The organism is Exiguobacterium sp. s11, from assembly GCF_018619015.1.
In the GTDB taxonomy this organism is placed as follows: Bacteria; Bacillota; Bacilli; order Exiguobacteriales; family Exiguobacteriaceae; genus Exiguobacterium_A; species Exiguobacterium_A indicum.
Genome location: NZ_JACSNF010000003.1, coordinates 190,035 through 204,731, shown reverse-complemented (window position 1 = coordinate 204,731; position 14,697 = coordinate 190,035). Strand labels below are relative to the sequence as shown.

16 protein-coding genes are annotated in these 14,697 nt (G+C 47.7%); 11 read left to right on the top strand and 5 right to left on the bottom strand.

Annotated features, from left to right (window positions below; translation table 11 throughout):
- Window positions 1-86: 86 nt before the first annotated feature.
- Window positions 87-992: a GTP cyclohydrolase FolE2 gene (gene folE2 / locus KNQ12_RS12050; RefSeq protein ID WP_035399184.1), complete on the bottom strand. Its 906-nt coding sequence runs from the start codon at window positions 990-992 to the stop codon at window positions 87-89.
- Window positions 993-1,321: 329 nt separating this feature from the next.
- Here folE2 and KNQ12_RS12045 point away from each other — a divergent pair, with 329 nt between their 5' ends.
- The 8 genes from KNQ12_RS12045 (at window position 1,322) to KNQ12_RS12010 (ending at window position 8,167) form a co-directional block, all read left to right on the top strand.
- A complete protein-coding gene (locus KNQ12_RS12045; protein ID WP_041255251.1) occupies window positions 1,322-2,179 on the top strand; it encodes a TerC family protein in 858 nt (285 codons plus the stop codon).
- Window positions 2,180-2,344: 165 nt separating this feature from the next.
- The gene (locus KNQ12_RS12040; protein ID WP_058714061.1) at window positions 2,345-3,109 is read left to right on the top strand and encodes a TerC family protein; all 765 of its coding nucleotides are present in this window, start codon (window positions 2,345-2,347) and stop codon (window positions 3,107-3,109) included.
- Between the two features lie 51 nt (window positions 3,110-3,160).
- On the top strand, window positions 3,161-4,294 hold the full coding sequence (locus tag KNQ12_RS12035) for a YfbR-like 5'-deoxynucleotidase (RefSeq protein WP_058714062.1): 1,134 nt from the start codon (window positions 3,161-3,163) through the stop codon (window positions 4,292-4,294).
- Complete coding sequence (locus KNQ12_RS12030; RefSeq protein ID WP_214748336.1) at window positions 4,291-5,493, top strand: multidrug effflux MFS transporter; 1,203 nt, start codon at window positions 4,291-4,293, stop codon at window positions 5,491-5,493. The genes KNQ12_RS12035 and KNQ12_RS12030 overlap by 4 nt, the downstream gene beginning before the upstream one ends.
- A gap of 152 nt (window positions 5,494-5,645) precedes the next feature.
- Window positions 5,646-5,873 (top strand): hypothetical protein, encoded by a 228-nt coding sequence (locus KNQ12_RS12025; protein WP_058265474.1) that lies wholly within the window; start codon window positions 5,646-5,648, stop codon window positions 5,871-5,873.
- The gene (locus tag KNQ12_RS12020) at window positions 5,863-6,384 is read left to right on the top strand and encodes an NfeD family membrane protein (protein WP_075642771.1); all 522 of its coding nucleotides are present in this window, start codon (window positions 5,863-5,865) and stop codon (window positions 6,382-6,384) included. Before KNQ12_RS12025 ends, KNQ12_RS12020 begins: the two co-directional genes overlap by 11 nt.
- Entirely contained in the window at window positions 6,381-7,901 is a 1,521-nt protein-coding gene (locus KNQ12_RS12015) for a flotillin lipid rafts scaffold protein FloT (RefSeq protein ID WP_023466783.1), read from the top strand. Before KNQ12_RS12020 ends, KNQ12_RS12015 begins: the two co-directional genes overlap by 4 nt.
- 50 nt (window positions 7,902-7,951) lie before the next feature.
- Window positions 7,952-8,167 carry a hypothetical protein gene (locus KNQ12_RS12010; protein WP_214748339.1) on the top strand — a complete coding sequence of 72 codons (216 nt, stop codon included), beginning with the start codon at window positions 7,952-7,954 and terminating at the stop codon, window positions 8,165-8,167.
- 274 nt (window positions 8,168-8,441) lie between these two features.
- Here KNQ12_RS12010 and KNQ12_RS12005 read toward each other — a convergent pair whose 3' ends face one another.
- Both KNQ12_RS12005 and lipL read right to left on the bottom strand, forming a co-directional pair.
- Window positions 8,442-9,290, bottom strand: a complete 849-nt coding sequence (locus KNQ12_RS12005) for a DegV family protein (protein WP_075642768.1) — start codon at window positions 9,288-9,290, stop codon at window positions 8,442-8,444.
- 16 nt (window positions 9,291-9,306) lie between these two features.
- Window positions 9,307-10,128, bottom strand: a complete 822-nt coding sequence (gene lipL / locus KNQ12_RS12000) for an octanoyl-[GcvH]:protein N-octanoyltransferase (protein ID WP_214748342.1) — start codon at window positions 10,126-10,128, stop codon at window positions 9,307-9,309.
- A gap of 145 nt (window positions 10,129-10,273) precedes the next feature.
- Between lipL and KNQ12_RS11995 the strand changes: the two genes are divergently transcribed.
- From KNQ12_RS11995 to KNQ12_RS11985, 3 genes are all read left to right on the top strand, one after another.
- The gene (locus KNQ12_RS11995; RefSeq protein WP_214748345.1) at window positions 10,274-11,581 is read left to right on the top strand and encodes an HD domain-containing protein; all 1,308 of its coding nucleotides are present in this window, start codon (window positions 10,274-10,276) and stop codon (window positions 11,579-11,581) included.
- Window positions 11,578-12,435 carry a phosphotransferase family protein gene (locus KNQ12_RS11990; RefSeq protein ID WP_214748348.1) on the top strand — a complete coding sequence of 286 codons (858 nt, stop codon included), beginning with the start codon at window positions 11,578-11,580 and terminating at the stop codon, window positions 12,433-12,435. Before KNQ12_RS11995 ends, KNQ12_RS11990 begins: the two co-directional genes overlap by 4 nt.
- Before the next feature lie 122 nt (window positions 12,436-12,557).
- Entirely contained in the window at window positions 12,558-13,736 is a 1,179-nt protein-coding gene (locus KNQ12_RS11985; protein ID WP_023466789.1) for a NupC/NupG family nucleoside CNT transporter, read from the top strand.
- A 54-nt stretch (window positions 13,737-13,790) separates the two neighbouring features.
- On the opposite strand, the gene KNQ12_RS11980 is transcribed toward KNQ12_RS11985, so the two are convergent.
- Window positions 13,791-14,435, bottom strand: coding sequence for an NAD(P)-dependent oxidoreductase (locus KNQ12_RS11980; RefSeq protein ID WP_214748351.1), 645 nt, complete (start codon window positions 14,433-14,435; stop codon window positions 13,791-13,793).
- A gap of 72 nt (window positions 14,436-14,507) precedes the next feature.
- On the bottom strand, window positions 14,508-14,693 hold the full coding sequence (locus KNQ12_RS11975) for a 2-hydroxymuconate tautomerase (RefSeq protein ID WP_023466792.1): 186 nt from the start codon (window positions 14,691-14,693) through the stop codon (window positions 14,508-14,510).
- Between the last annotated feature and the right edge of the window lie 4 nt (window positions 14,694-14,697).

The following is a 14,697-nucleotide window of genomic DNA, read 5'->3' as shown; positions in this document are numbered from 1 at the left end:
TGTAAACGCTCGCAAAACGGAGGGCAATGCCGGTATACAAAAAAAGCCGTACTCCCTCGGATTAAGAGGGAGTACGGCAGACTTACTTATTGTGCGTCTTTATCGAACGTGATCCGTGCGATCGCGTCGTGTTGGTGAATCGTTTCTTCGTTACGGCATTCGACGTAGAACGAAGCGATTGGATCCATTTCGTACAAATCAGCAGCAATCAAGCGAACCATATCTTCTACGAAACGTGGATTTTCGTATGCCATCTCTGTCACGCGCTTTTCATCCGGACGTTTGAGTACTGGGTGAAGTGGCGCTGAGGCATTGGATTCCGCAGCATCAAGCAATGATTGTTTCCAGTCAAAGTCTTCTGCTTCATCACGTAACGATGCTTCCATCGTGACGTAACCACGTTGGTTGTGAGCACTGTATTCGCTGATTTCTTTTGAACATGGGCAAAGTGTCGTGACGTTGATCGTCAAGCCGACAGACAACGTCGCTTCGTCCGTTTCCGTGTTGACGCTGACCGTTTGCCATACTTCGGCATTCATCAAGCCACTAAGACCTGTTGCAGGTGCTTTACGTGTGAAGAACCATGGATAACGGATCGTCAATTGACCTTCCGTTTGTTCCATGCGGTCTGCTAAATCACGCGCGAATTGAATGAGTGACTCGTTCGTGACCGTCCAACCTTCGTTGTGGTATTGATCAAGTTGCTCCGTTAAACGGCTCATGTTGATCCCTTTACGGTCTTGTACGAGTGATGTCGACAGTTCAAACGTCGCGACTGTCGCTTGTGTGTTGTCTCCGTCTTGGATGACGACAGGATGTTTGACGTTCGAGATTCCGACAGCATCTAGTGCGAACAGGAAGTTCTTCGGTGTATTTTGCAAGTCGACCATCTTATCTTTTTCAGTCGGTTTTGTTCCTTTGATCGGTGGTACCGAACCGAACAGCTTATGGCGCTCTTCTTTTGTTGGTAACGTAATCGGGTAGGTAGACATATTCATTGGCCCCTTTGTCCTTTTGTAGTGTTTCAATAGTAATAACATGACAGGAATGCTAGAGACGAGCAAGTCTGATGATTCCGCAAATGTGTTTCATCTTTTCATCGCTAGAAGTATTGTCTTGAATTTTATCACGAACGTTCGATAAACGAAACTCGCACGACTCAAAATCGACACATTCTACATCTGTAGGAATAACTTACTTGCAATCGGGTATACTATCCTATAGTATATGTTCAGGTGAACGTGTAATCATTGTTTTTTCGTCATGGTCAATAATTGAAGTTTTTTTATTTTACAGGTAGTAAGAGAAAGGGATGACAGAGATGGATTGGCAGTTACTATTACAGTATGCCTGGGTCGTACTCGTCTTGATCGCGCTCGAAGGATTACTTTCAGCGGATAATGCACTCGTACTCGCGGTCATGGTCAAGCACTTACCAGGAGAACAACAAAAGAAAGCACTTTTTTATGGACTAGCTGGAGCGTTCGTTTTACGATTCGCGGCATTGTTCGCGATTTCGTTCCTCGTCGACATTTGGCAAATCCAAGCACTTGGAGCGGCGTACTTGCTCATCATGGGACTACGGCATATTTATAAGACCGTTAAAGCCAGAAAGCTCGGTGAGAACCATGGGGCTGAAAATGAGCTAGATGAAGAACCGAAGTCGGAAGAGCCAGTTTCAAAAGGTGAATTCTGGCGGACAGTCGCGAAGATTGAATTTGCAGACTTAGCGTTTGCTGTCGATTCGATTCTTGCAGCAGTAGCACTTGCCGTTGCCCTTCCAAACTGGGGATCAGGCGAAATCGGTGGTTTGAACACAGGTCACTTCATCGTCATCTTAACAGGTGGTTTGATGGGTGTCGTCTTGATGCGTTTCGCAGCACGTGTCTTTGTTAAATTGCTCGCAGATCGCCCAGGTCTTGAGACAGCAGCGTTTGCGATTGTTGCCTGGGTTGGTGTGAAGCTAGCCGTTCTTGCGCTCGAACACCCGAAATACCACGCATCAATCGAAGGAACAATCTTTGAAGCCTTAAAACTTCCTGAAGGATTTGCCCACAGTACACCGTGGCAGGCTTTCTTCTGGACAGTCATGGTCGGTCTTGCTCTTTGGGGTTGGTTCTCTTCACCAAAAACGAAACCAAATCCAGATGCTGAAAAGAAAGTTGATCAAAACTTATAAGAAATGGAAACGATCCGTCGATGACGGGTCGTTTTTTTGTGTTAGGTTTTCTTAAACAATGGGAATAAAACACAAGGTTAAGTACTTGAGTCGAGCTTTCATCTTTTTCTTTCCGATCGACCGGCATATAATAAATAGACTGAACAATAAAGGGGATTCGTTAGTATGGATATTGGATTAATTACACAGTATGCGACCGTCGGGCTCGTACTGATCATTTTGCAGGGGTTACTTTCTGCTGATAATGCAATGGTCATGGCGGTCCTCGTTCGACCGTTACCGGACGATCAACGCAAAAAAGCACTTTTCTATGGTCTCGTCGGAGCACTCGTCTTACGTTTCGTGGCAATCTTCTTTGCTTCGTATTTAGCGACGATTTGGGAACTTCAAGCACTCGGGGCGATCTACCTTTTCTACGTCGCGTTTAAAGGAATCGTCGAGGCTCGATCGAATAAACACCAAGTACCAGATTCAATTGCCTCACAAAAAGCCTCACCGAACTTTTGGTGGACGGTCGTTAAAGTCGAGTTCTCTGACTTGGCGTTTGCTGTCGACTCGACACTTGCTGCTGTCGCCATGGCGACGACACTACCGATGATTGGTGGAACGATCGGTGGTCTGAATACAGGACAATTCTGGGTCGTCTTCTTCAGTGGGATCATTGGTCTCGTCATCATGCGTTACTTCGCGAGCTGGTTCGTCGTCTTGCTCCAAAAGCGACCAGGTATCGAAGAAGCTGCCTTTTGGCTCGTCGCATGGGTTGGTGTAAAACTGGTCGTCATGACACTCGCGCATCCGTCGATCGACATCTTGCCGCATGAGTTTCCAGAGAGTACACTATGGCAAACGATCTTCTGGGTCGTACTTGCTCTGATTTTAATCATTGGTTGGTTCCGTAGCGGAAGCAGTTCAACCAAATCAGCAAAATAATACAATGGCGGGCAGGGTACTCTCTGTCCGTCTTTCGTTAGGAGAGATTTCATGCAAAACGGTAATTTCATTCGGATGCTGACGCGGATGCAAAACGTTCCACGGTGGGATGAATATGCACCACGTTTTCCGGATAACGCAGCCAGTCACAGTTTTCGTGTTGCCTTATTCAGTTTGATGGCAAGCTATTTAGAAGAAGCAGACGGGCAACCACCAGTCGACCGCCAGATATTGCTCGGAAAAGCTCTATTCCATGACATGAACGAAGTCATCACCGGACCCATTAAACACCGGACGAAAAAAGAGCCGACGTTACATGCACACATTCAGGCAATGGAACAACAAGCAAGTGAACAGCTCGTTGCCTTACTCTCGAAGTCGCTTCAACCAGCGTTCACGACATACCTCGTACATGCAGAGGATGAATCACCGGAAGGGCGAATCGTCGAAGCAATCGATACGTTCGATGCGATGTTGTACGCACGAAGGGAAGCACGGATGACGGAGTCCGTCTTTTTCGAACAAAAGGCAGCGGAATTAAAGGCTGTTCTGGAACGACATCCACTCGTTTCGATCCGTCGCTTGACACAGTCGGTCATGGAAGAGGACGAGATGTCTCATTTCATTGAAAACGTCTTGATGATGGATACGATTCGGCGCTGGAAAGGACGTTTCAACACGATTGATGATAACGACGCGACACATGCGTTTCGAGCAGCCTCACTTGGTATCTTCAATGGTCTGATTGAATCAGAGAAGTACGGCGTCACGATCGACATCGAAGAAGTCGTCTCACGTCTCTTGTGTCATGATCTCGTTGAAGGAACGACAGGAGATGTTCTTGGACCTGTCAAACATGCAACACCGGTCACAGCAGCAGCCTTCGAAGCTTACGAACGGGCAGAAGGAGAGACGTTGATCAATAATTTACCGAAAGAAATCCGAGCACCATTTCGTCGGTTCGTCGTGGAAGCAAAAGATGAGACATACGAAGGACAGATGGTTGATGTGATCGATAAACTCGATGCATTGATTAAAATGAACATGGAACGGAAGTTGAACGGGGTCGAGTATGAGACCGGTTACCGCGCACAACTCAAAAAGGTTCAGATGACATATGAAAATCCATCGGTCGTCTTTTTCCTCGCTTATGTCCTGCATGATTTGGATTACGTGACGTCATGACGAAAGAAACCATGACCCCACGTCGCTTAACGTTGATCTTGATCCTCGGTTCACTCGCTGCACTTGGACCGCTCTCGATCGACATGTATCTACCTGCTTTTCCGGATATGTCACGCTCGTTTGATGCGAGTGCATCACTAATCCAATTGAGTTTGACCGCTTGTATGCTTGGGATGGCACTCGGACAGTTGATTGTTGGTCCGCTCAGTGACGTTCGCGGTCGTAAACGACCGCTGATGGTTGCTCTGCTCGCATATCTGCTCGCGTCTCTCGCCTGTGCGATGGCACCGACGATTGAAGTGTTGATCGCGCTTCGATTCATCCAAGGGGCAGCTGGAGCGTCAGGAATCGTCATTTCCCGGGCAATCGTTCGTGACTTGTTTGATGGACCCGAATTGACGCGGTTTTTTGCTGCCTTGTCACTCGTCAACGGAACAGCACCGATTCTCGCACCCGTCATCGGAGGACAGTTGCTTCGGTTCGGTGACTGGCATTTCGTCTTCTACTTGCTTGCGATTTTAAGCACGATGATGTTACTTGCTGTCGCACTCCGTTTACCGGAAACACTTCCGCTTGATAGACGTGTTGAAGGAAACCTGACAACGACGTTGAAGACGTTCGGACGTTTGTTGACGGATCGCGTCTTCATTGGCTATGCGTTCGCGCAAGCATTCGTCATGGGCGCGATGTTCGCCTACATCTCCGGTTCACCGTTCGTCTTACAAAATATTTATGGTGCTTCGCCGCAACAGTTCAGTTTTTTGTTCGGTTTAAACGGAATCGGAATTATCTTAGCAGCACAAATCGCCGGTCGTCTTGCGGGTCGTGTCGATTCAGAGCGGCTGATGCGAATTAGTTTGACGATCGTTGCGGGTGCAAGTATCTTATTGTTCCTCGCTTTGACGTTAACGAATCAGTTGATCTTCGTCATGATTCCACTATTCTTCGTCGTTTCAAGCGTCGGATTGATCTCGACGCTCGGTTTTACCTTAGCGATGCAAAATTACGGAGCAACGGCAGGCAGTGCCTCGGCTCTTCTAGGGCTCTTGCCGATGCTCGTCGGTTCTCTTGTGTCACCACTCGTCGGGATCATGGGAGAGCAGTCTGCTGTTCCGATGGGGTTGATCATCATGATCTTAGATTGCCTGGCGCTCATTCTCTATTATGGTCTGATTGTTCGTCGACCGAATCGTTCATAAACGCTAATTATTCAAAAACGTTTGTCCTCTGTATGGGACGAACGTTTTTTTCTTTTAATGAAAGGAAAATAAATGGAATTCATTTTGAAACATTTTCTAAAAAATAAGCGTAGAAGATAAAGAAAGCCAGTACTTCAGAAAGGAGTAGAGCGATGAAACAGGAGTTGCAGCGTGAACGAGAACCGTCGATTGAGGCAAGATTAGCACGTCATTTTGCCGCACAGAAAAAATACTTACGCCGTCAAGAAGAGGCAATCGATCAACGAGACAAAGAATTGGCTCGTTTATTGTTTGAGGAAAACCGGGCTGCTTATCAAAGGGCTTACCACGAACTGTATGGCTCACATCCTTACATCGAGGTGAACGAAGATGGACGTTAGTACACTTTATTTATATGCATTAGCGGCCGCTGCTTGTGGTGTGTTTGTGTCTATCCTATTCTCAGACGTCATTCCAGGCGTCGACCAAATCTTTCATCCCACGTTGATCTTATCTTTTGTCATCATCACGTCAGCGATCGGATTCGGACTCGAACAGCTCAGTCCGTTTCGTTCGATATTGATTTTAATCATCAGCAGTGTGATTGCGTTATTAGTGACGACGCTGATGCATATCTTTTTATTCGTTCCGATGGCACAAGCCGAACAGTCGCTTGGATTTTCGGAACAGATGCTAGAAGGACGCAGCGCAACCGTCATCGTTCCGATTCCGACTGAAGGATATGGTGAAATCTTACTCGATGACGTCTCAGGACGCGTATCAAAGTCAGCCGTTCTGTTTGAAGGACCTGCCCTACCACAAGGTACGAAGGTGCTCGTCATCGAGATCAAACAAGGCGTCGCGTCTGTCGTGACGTACCCCCAACAATGGAAAAAGGAGATGTTTACATGAATCCAGTATTAATCGTATCGATCGTCGCGGTCGCGTTGATTGTTGCATTGATCGTCTTATTCATTACGAAGTACCGAACGGTCGGTCCGGAAGAAGCGTTGATTGTATCGGGTAGTTATCTCGGAGGACGCAACGTCAATACCGATGAGTCCGGCAACCGAGTAAAAATTATTCGTGGCGGCGGAACATTCGTGTTACCTGTCTTCCAACAAGCGACACCACTGAGTTTGTTATCGAGTAAACTCGAAGTTACGACACCTGAAGTCTATACGGAGCAAGGTGTACCGGTCATGGCAGACGGTACAGCGATCATCAAGATCGGTAGCTCGATTTCTGAGATTGCGACGGCAGCGGAGCAGTTCCTCGGAAAATCAAAGGAGGAGCGAGAAGGCGAAGCACGTGAAGTCCTTGAAGGACACTTGCGTTCGATTCTCGGGTCGATGACCGTCGAAGAAATTTATAAGAACCGTGATAAGTTCTCACAAGAAGTCCAGCGGGTCGCGTCTCAAGACCTAGCGAAGATGGGACTCGTCATCGTTTCGTTTACGATTAAAGACGTCCGTGACAAGAACGGATACTTAGAATCCCTCGGGAAACCTCGGATTGCACAGGTTCGTCGTGATGCGGATATCGCAACGGCAGACGCGGAAAAAGAGACACGCATCAAACGGGCAGAAGCTTCAAAAGATGCGAAAAAAGCAGAACTCGAACGCGCAACAGAAATCGCTGAAGCGGAAAAAGAAAATCAGTTGAAGATGGCAGACTACCGCCGCGAACAAGATATCGCGAAGGCGAAAGCCGACCAAGCGTATGATCTTGAGAATGCACGCGCACAACAAGAAGTCACGGAGCAACAGATGCAAATCAAAATCATCGAGCGTCAAAAACAAATCGAGCTCGAAGAACGCGAAATCCTCCGTCGTGAGAAACAATACGATGCGGAAGTCAAAAAACGCGCCGATGCCGATCGTTACTCGATTGAGCAAGCGGCCCAAGCGGACCGTGCGAAGCAATATGCGGAAGCAGATGCAACGAAATACCGGATCGAGGCATCGGCAAAAGCGGATGCAGAACGAATTCGTCTGGATGGTCTTGCGAAAGCGGACGCTGAGCGGGCCCAAGGGGAAACAGAAGCGGAGATCATTCGTCTGAAGGGTCTTGCTGAAGCAGAAGCAAAAGAAAAAATCGCGCAGGCGTTCGAGCAATTCGGACAAGCGGCGATTCTCGACATGGTCATTCGGATGATGCCAGAGTACGCGAAAGAGATTGCAGCACCACTCGGCAACATCGATAAAATCACAGTCGTTGATACAGGTAGCGGTGAAGGGGGCGGTGCGAACCGTGTCACCGGTTACGCAACGGATTTGATGGCGTCACTGCAAGAGACATTAAAGGCGTCGTCAGGATTAGATGTCAAAGAGTTGATTGAGAACTTCTCCGGTAAAGGAACAGCAAAACCGTTGACGGTCAACTTGAATTCCCATGATGCGGTGGCAGCGTCGAAAACAGAAGACTGATATAATTACTAGACATTATGTAGAAGTAGTTTCTGAAAGGATATCTCATCATGGATGGTTTGGCATTACTGCAAGAGCGCTGGATGCTGTTGCTCCCGTTCCTCGTCGTCCTCTTAATCAACGTCGGGTTATTAACTGCCCTTCTGAAGAAGCGACGTGATTTACCGAAGCTGTTAGTCTTCGGAATGGGTGGGATGGCGCTCGTGTTCATCGTCTCCTCGCTTGGATTAAGCATGGCACTGCTGTTCTTTGGATACAATTCATAAAAAACGGAGCTGACTCAAAAGTCAGTCTCTACAAAGATAGGGGTGGCAGAATGATGATCTGCCACCCCTATCTCGTAATAAAAAGAATGACTCGTCACACGCAACTCCTACAGGAAAAAGCGCATTTATGCGCTGTCAGAGACAAACAAGACCCGCTTTCCTGCTTGAATGAAGCAGGAAAACTGGCTTGTGTCTCGCCTGAGGAAAGGGCGTGAACAGACGAGTCATTCTTTTTTTGAGTCAGCCTCGTTTAATGAAGTAAGAATAAATGCCGTTAACGTGGAAGGTCGTACCCAATGACGACGAGTCCCGGTCCAGTATGTGAACCGATCGCTGCGCCGGCGATCGTCAAGATGACTTCGCTTGGTGAAAACTGTGCTTCAATCAATTGTTTTAACTGTTCTGCCCGTTCGATCGAATCCCCATGACCAATCATGATTCGATGTCCGTCAATCGCAGGGCGTGCTTCTTCCATCCACTCGACGATCCGGTTCATGACTTTTTTCTGACCACGGATCTTCTCTTTTGGAATCAATTTTCCGTCTTCGACTGTCAATAGTGGCAAGATCGATAAGAGACCACCAATGAAGGCGCTAGCTCGCGAAACGCGTCCACCGCGCATCAAATATTCGAGTGATTCGACTGTAAACAGATGACGAATCGTATTTACTTTGGCTTCAGCATAAGCCACTGTTTCTTCAAACGAATGCGTTTGTGCGTATTCTGCGACGTCGAGAACGAACAATCCTTGTCCTGTCGAAGCGGTTTTCGTATCGAGTACGAGATAAGGAACGTTCGGATACTTTTCTGCGAGTTCCTCTGCTAGCATCTTCGCGGTTTGATATGTTCCCGATAATTCGCTCGAGAAGGCGAGGTAGAGGAAGGGATCCCCTTGTTCGAAGTGACGCGTGAACACCTCGACCATCCGGCTGACTTCTGCTTGGAATGTCTTTGGTGCTGCACCGTCACGCATCTTATCATACAGTTGTTTTGGAGATATCGATTCTCCATCGAAGAACGTGTCTTCGTCGATCAATACGCCGAATGGCATGACCGTAAAATCATATGCATCTAACATGTCTTTTGGTGCATCAGCACCACTGTCTGTGATTAATCGGATCATCACGTTCTCTCCTTTCTTAACCTAGGGCTTTTTCGTTTCGATCAAGCATCCGACTCAAGTTGACGCCGAATCGCTCGTTCTCGAGTTCCGTCAAAGTTGCGGGCGTCAAATCAGCGTCGAGCGCAAGTAACGCTTCATATGCACGACGTAAGCACTCCTCGACTGTCAATGGAGTACCAAGCAGTTCCTCGAGTGACGCCATCGTTTCCGGCACGACGGTCGGATAAACGAATTTCGTCGTTTCACCTTGAAGCGCTGCCTCGTAAAAGTCACGGACTAAAGCGGCGCGTTGACTTCCACTTCCGTTGACACAAAGATAGATTTGAACGGCCACTCCGCCACGGACACGACGCTGGGAGATACCAGCGAATTTTTTACCGGCAATCGATAAGTCATAAGAACCGGGACAATACGATCCGACGACTTCACCAGCGACGATCGCGTCCGTTTCTTGTGCGAACATGTGGCGAACGAGCGCAAGCATCGCTTCGTAACCACTGTCGATATCAATCCCACCGCGTTCTGGTAGGACAAGCGAAATATTCAGGACACCGGCGTCAAGGACGACAGCAAGACCACCTGAATTGCGGACGACGGGCGAGAAACCATGTTCATGCAGGACGGCTACACCGTCAGCAAGATGAGGAAGACGGGCATCCTGGATGCCGAGGACGACGGTTTCGTGGTGAATCCAAGAGCGGAGTGCTGCTCCTTCTGTTGCAACGGAGGCACATAATGTGTCGTCCATCGCAAACGATTGTGTCGCATGGAAAGCAGTTCCGAGTGACGTTTGATCAAAAATACGATAATGTTCTTGTTTTAAGAGTTCGATTCCCATAGGCTCGTTCCTTTATTGTAGATTTGCGACATCATTATAGCACAGGGTGTGTAAAGTTTCTGTGCGAAGCGCCGCGGGAGACAGGAATCCTTGGAAACAAAACCGAACAACAACGACATAGACACGATTTAAAGGAGAGAAACATATGTATCAATCATTAGGACAATTAAAGGAAACGAAGGTCTTCAAGGATCCGGTTCATCGCTATATCTATGTCAGTGATCAGTTGATTTGGCAACTGATCGGTACGCGTGAATTTCAACGACTACGCCGGATTAAACAACTCGGAACATCCTTTTTGACGTTTCATGGAGCAGAGCACACACGGTTCCATCATTCGCTCGGTGTCTATGAAATCACGCGTCAACTGATCGATGTCTTCAACGGTCGCACCGATTGGGACGATCAGTACCGGGAGTTGACACTGGCTGCGGCACTCTTACACGATGTCGGACACGGTCCGTTTTCGCACGCATTCGAGAACGTCTTCGGTGTTAACCACGAGACGTGGACGGAGCGAATCATTCTCGGGGATACGGAAATCAAGAAAGTCCTCGACCAAGTCGGAGACGGATTTGCGGAAGAAGTAGCGTCGATCATCAACAAGACGCACCCGAATCAACTGCTTGTTACGATGATCAGCTCACAACTTGACGTCGACCGGATGGATTATTTATTGCGCGATGCGCATTTTGCCGGTGTCAGCTACGGAAAATTCGATCTCGAGCGGATGCTTCGGGTATTGCGTCCAGCCCATAATCAGATGGTCGTCAAACAATCGGGAATGCATTCGATCGAAGACTACATCATGCGGCGGTATCAGATGTATTGGCAAGTCTACCTGCATCCGGTGACACGATCGAGTGATTACCTATTAAAAGCTATTCTCGAACGGGCGCAGGAGTTGTACCTGTCCGCATATCCGTTTGCGATTGCACCAATCCATTTGATGCCGCTATTTGATCAGAAGATGGAGTTGCGTGATTTCCTTGGGCTGGATGAGACAATCGTCTACTTCTATTTTCAGCAGTGGGCGAACGAGCAGGATCCAATCCTTGCTGATCTCTCGAGGCGATTCGTTGACCGAAAGTTGTTCAAGTATGTCGATTATCCGGCTGAAAAGCGTGAACTCGTCCACGATAAGTTGTGTGAGTTGTTTGAAGCAATCGGCTTGAATCCGACGTATTATCTGCTTGAAGATAAACTCAGTCGTCTTCCTTACGATTTATATGGAGATAACGGTGAAATCAGCAAACAACCAATCATGTTGCAGATGAAAGATGGGCAGATGAAAGAGATTTCGCAAGTTTCACCGCTCGTTCAAGCCATCGCGACGTCACGCCAGACTGATGAGAAGCTGTTCTTCCCGCAAGAAATTTTGCACGACTTGCGCGAGCATGCGAATGAGAAGATGCAGATCGACCAGTTATTGATTGGCAGCGTGACATCATGATATCGTCCGCTGTCCTTACGAAAATCTTGCAACAGCTTGGACAGGAGGGAGGAGAGGTCGAAGTCTTAGAAGGCGCGACATCCTCCCTTGTTTTTCGAGTCGGGGAGGGAATTCTTCGCGTCCATACGAATCAAGACTGGCTACATGAGGAGCCGGATCTTGTCTTGCATGAAGTATTTGCGTTACAAGTAGCAGGTGACTTAGCACCAGATGTGTTGGACTATCAAACCGATGTTAGAGACGAAGTCCCGCCGTGGTTATATATGACGCGTTCACCAGGAGAGATCCGGCTTGATCGGGTAGATGAGCAGTATGTCGAACGACTAGCACAGATGCTTGCTGCGATCCATGCGCTACCGGTACCAGAATCTCGTTATGTCTATCAGCCGTATGCGACGGAGCGTCACGTTCCGACGTGGACGCAGCATCCGGAGAGATGGCGTCAGCTACTGGCGGTCGAACCGGACGAAAGTCAAACGATCCGGTTCATTCATCGGGATTTTCACCCGGTCAATGTGTTATACGAAATGAATGGAACGTGTCATACGATTGATTGGATTAATGCGTGTGTAGGACCTATTGAAGTCGACCTTGCGCATTGTCGTTTGAATCTTGCCTTGCTCGAATCCGTCGAGATGGCGGATCATTTTTTAAAAAGTTACCTTAAACAGACGAAACGTTCTTACGATCACGCGTGGGATATTCGGGCTATTTTTGATTTTGGACCTGAAACGATTGACGTCTATCCGGGGTGGAAAGCATATGGAAGGCAAAACCTTAGTCAGGACAATGTTCGGGAACGCTTGGAAAAGTTTGTCTTGAAAGTCTATGAAAATAACGAAAGCGGTTACTAAATGAACTTTTCCTCTTGTAGTTCTTCGAAATATTGATTATTCTATTACTTGGAAAGAGATTAAACGTCAGACATCGTACGAATGTACAACTGATAAACAACTAATAGATAGAGGGGTACTTCATGAAATATCTTATCGCACTACTCGGACTGGCTATCGTTTTCGGCTTGGCACTCCTTGTCAGCAGCAATCGTAAAGGCATCAAATTGAAACCGCTTGCGGTCATGCTAGTTCTTCAGCTCGTACTTGGGTTCATTTTACTCAATACATCGTTCGGATATATCGTCATTCGTGGCGTCGCGAAAGTCTTTGAAAAACTGCTTAGTTATGCGGCAATCGGAATCGATTTCGTCTTCGGTGGTTTAGCGAACGAAGGCGCACAACCATTCTTCATCAATGTCTTGCTACCGATCGTCTTCATCTCTGCTTTGATCGGGATTCTTCAGTTCACGAAGATTCTGCCGCTCTTGATGCGCGGTATCGGTTTCGTCCTATCGAAAGTCAATGGTATGGGACGTCTTGAGTCTTACAATGCGGTTGCTTCAGCTGCGATCGGACAATCAGAAGTATTCATCACAGTCAAAAAACAAATCGGTCAATTACCAGCAAATCGTCTCTACACATTGTGTGCGTCAGCGATGTCGACGGTTTCGATGTCGATCGTCGGTGCGTACATGACGATGGTAGAACCGAAATATGTCGTTACAGCAATCGTCTTGAACTTGTTCGGTGGTTTCATGATCGTCTCGATCATCAATCCGTACACGGTTGACCCGGAAGAAGATATTCTTGAAATCGTCGAAGAAAAGCAAACGTTCTTCGAGATGCTCGGCGAATACATCATGGATGGATTCAAAGTCGCAATCATCGTTGGTGCAATGTTGATCGGTTACAATGCCTTGATCGGAATGGTCAACGATATCTTCTTGATGGTTCTAAACATCTCGTTCCAAGAAATCCTCGGATACATCTTTGCACCGTTCGCTTTCATCATGGGTATTCCATGGGCGGAAGCTGTCAGTGCCGGTAGTGTCATGGCAACGAAATTGATCACGAACGAATTCGTTGCGATGTTGAGCCTTCCAGAGTACTCAAAAGAATTCTCGGAACGCACACTCGGAATCGTATCGGTCTTCTTGATCTCGTTTGCGAACTTCTCGTCAATCGGAATCATCGCTGGAGCGGTTAAAGGATTGAACGACCGTCAAGGAAGCGTTGCAGCTAGTTTCGGTCTGAAGTTACTCTACGGCGCAACACTCGTCAGTGTCTTGACGGCAATCGTCGTCAGCGTCTTGCTGTAATCGTTACACATATGAAAGAGCAATGGATCAGCGATCCATTGCTCTTTTTGTTTTTCACTCAGTTGATCCATGCGAAGCAATCCCGACACGGACGCGATGATGGGTTCCGTCACGGTAGACGTCGTAAGCGAACTGCGCCACGTTTTCCCGAGGAATCGGTCCTGTCGGTGCAGTGAAGCGTGTTGTCTCGATCAATAGGTCGTCAGCAGCAAGTGCGTTGTCTTCGGTCAGTTGTGTTGGACAGATGACGGTGAAGTCGACGTCTGCATCCTTTAGGGTCAGATAAGCTTTCAAGTGATCCTCGGCTGCAATCGTCGAGCGGCGACGGGACTCACTTGATTGGAAACGATACTTCCCAGGTTCTTCTGACGCATCGAGAATGCCTGCTGTACCAATGAAGACGATTCGTTCGATGTCTGCTTCCTTCATCTTCGTGACGAGATGCGGAATCGCTGTCGAGAGGACCTGTTGTTGATCGGTACCGAGACAACTGAAGACAGCGGTACTTCCTACGAGTGTTTGTTCGAGATCCTCTGGATTTGTCGCATCTCCTGTCAGGACGTGAAGTCGGTCATGGACGGGTAAGTCCGGTGACGTGGAACGTACGAGTACACGAACGTCGTAGCCGTCTTCTAATAATCGATCAATCAAAGGTCGACCCGTTCGACCGGTCGCACCAAGTACAGTAACAGTAGTCATAAGAATTCCTCCTTAGAGATCAAGTAGATGGGAAAAAGAGACGTGCGGTAACGACCGGACGTCTCTTGTTGTTTATTTATCCGCGAACATGACGCCAGCTTGACCGTAATCTGTTTTTTCCATCTCTTCGATGAAGACCGTGATGTTTTCTTTAGGAGCATTCGTCGTTTCCGACACTGCTTCCGTGACTTTTTCAATCAAGGCACGTTTTTGTTCGACTGTACGACCCGATAACATTTTAACCGTAACATATGGCATGACT

Excerpts from the sequence above, each read along its gene's own strand:
- folE2 (WP_035399184.1), bottom strand. The coding sequence starts at position 992 with ATGTCTACCTACCCGATTACGTTACCAACAAAAGAAGAGCGCCATAAG.
- KNQ12_RS12045 (WP_041255251.1), top strand. The coding sequence starts at position 1,322 with ATGGATTGGCAGTTACTATTACAGTATGCCTGGGTCGTACTCGTCTTG.
- KNQ12_RS12040 (WP_058714061.1), top strand. The coding sequence starts at position 2,345 with ATGGATATTGGATTAATTACACAGTATGCGACCGTCGGGCTCGTACTG.
- KNQ12_RS12035 (WP_058714062.1), top strand. The coding sequence starts at position 3,161 with ATGCAAAACGGTAATTTCATTCGGATGCTGACGCGGATGCAAAACGTT.
- KNQ12_RS12030 (WP_214748336.1), top strand. The coding sequence starts at position 4,291 with ATGACGAAAGAAACCATGACCCCACGTCGCTTAACGTTGATCTTGATC.
- KNQ12_RS12025 (WP_058265474.1), top strand. The coding sequence starts at position 5,646 with ATGAAACAGGAGTTGCAGCGTGAACGAGAACCGTCGATTGAGGCAAGA.
- KNQ12_RS12020 (WP_075642771.1), top strand. The coding sequence starts at position 5,863 with ATGGACGTTAGTACACTTTATTTATATGCATTAGCGGCCGCTGCTTGT.
- KNQ12_RS12015 (WP_023466783.1), top strand. The coding sequence starts at position 6,381 with ATGAATCCAGTATTAATCGTATCGATCGTCGCGGTCGCGTTGATTGTT.
- KNQ12_RS12010 (WP_214748339.1), top strand. The coding sequence starts at position 7,952 with ATGGATGGTTTGGCATTACTGCAAGAGCGCTGGATGCTGTTGCTCCCG.
- KNQ12_RS12005 (WP_075642768.1), bottom strand. The coding sequence starts at position 9,290 with ATGATCCGATTAATCACAGACAGTGGTGCTGATGCACCAAAAGACATG.
- lipL (WP_214748342.1), bottom strand. The coding sequence starts at position 10,128 with ATGGGAATCGAACTCTTAAAACAAGAACATTATCGTATTTTTGATCAA.
- KNQ12_RS11995 (WP_214748345.1), top strand. The coding sequence starts at position 10,274 with ATGTATCAATCATTAGGACAATTAAAGGAAACGAAGGTCTTCAAGGAT.
- KNQ12_RS11990 (WP_214748348.1), top strand. The coding sequence starts at position 11,578 with ATGATATCGTCCGCTGTCCTTACGAAAATCTTGCAACAGCTTGGACAG.
- KNQ12_RS11985 (WP_023466789.1), top strand. The coding sequence starts at position 12,558 with ATGAAATATCTTATCGCACTACTCGGACTGGCTATCGTTTTCGGCTTG.
- KNQ12_RS11980 (WP_214748351.1), bottom strand. The coding sequence starts at position 14,435 with ATGACTACTGTTACTGTACTTGGTGCGACCGGTCGAACGGGTCGACCT.
- KNQ12_RS11975 (WP_023466792.1), bottom strand. The coding sequence starts at position 14,693 with ATGCCATATGTTACGGTTAAAATGTTATCGGGTCGTACAGTCGAACAA.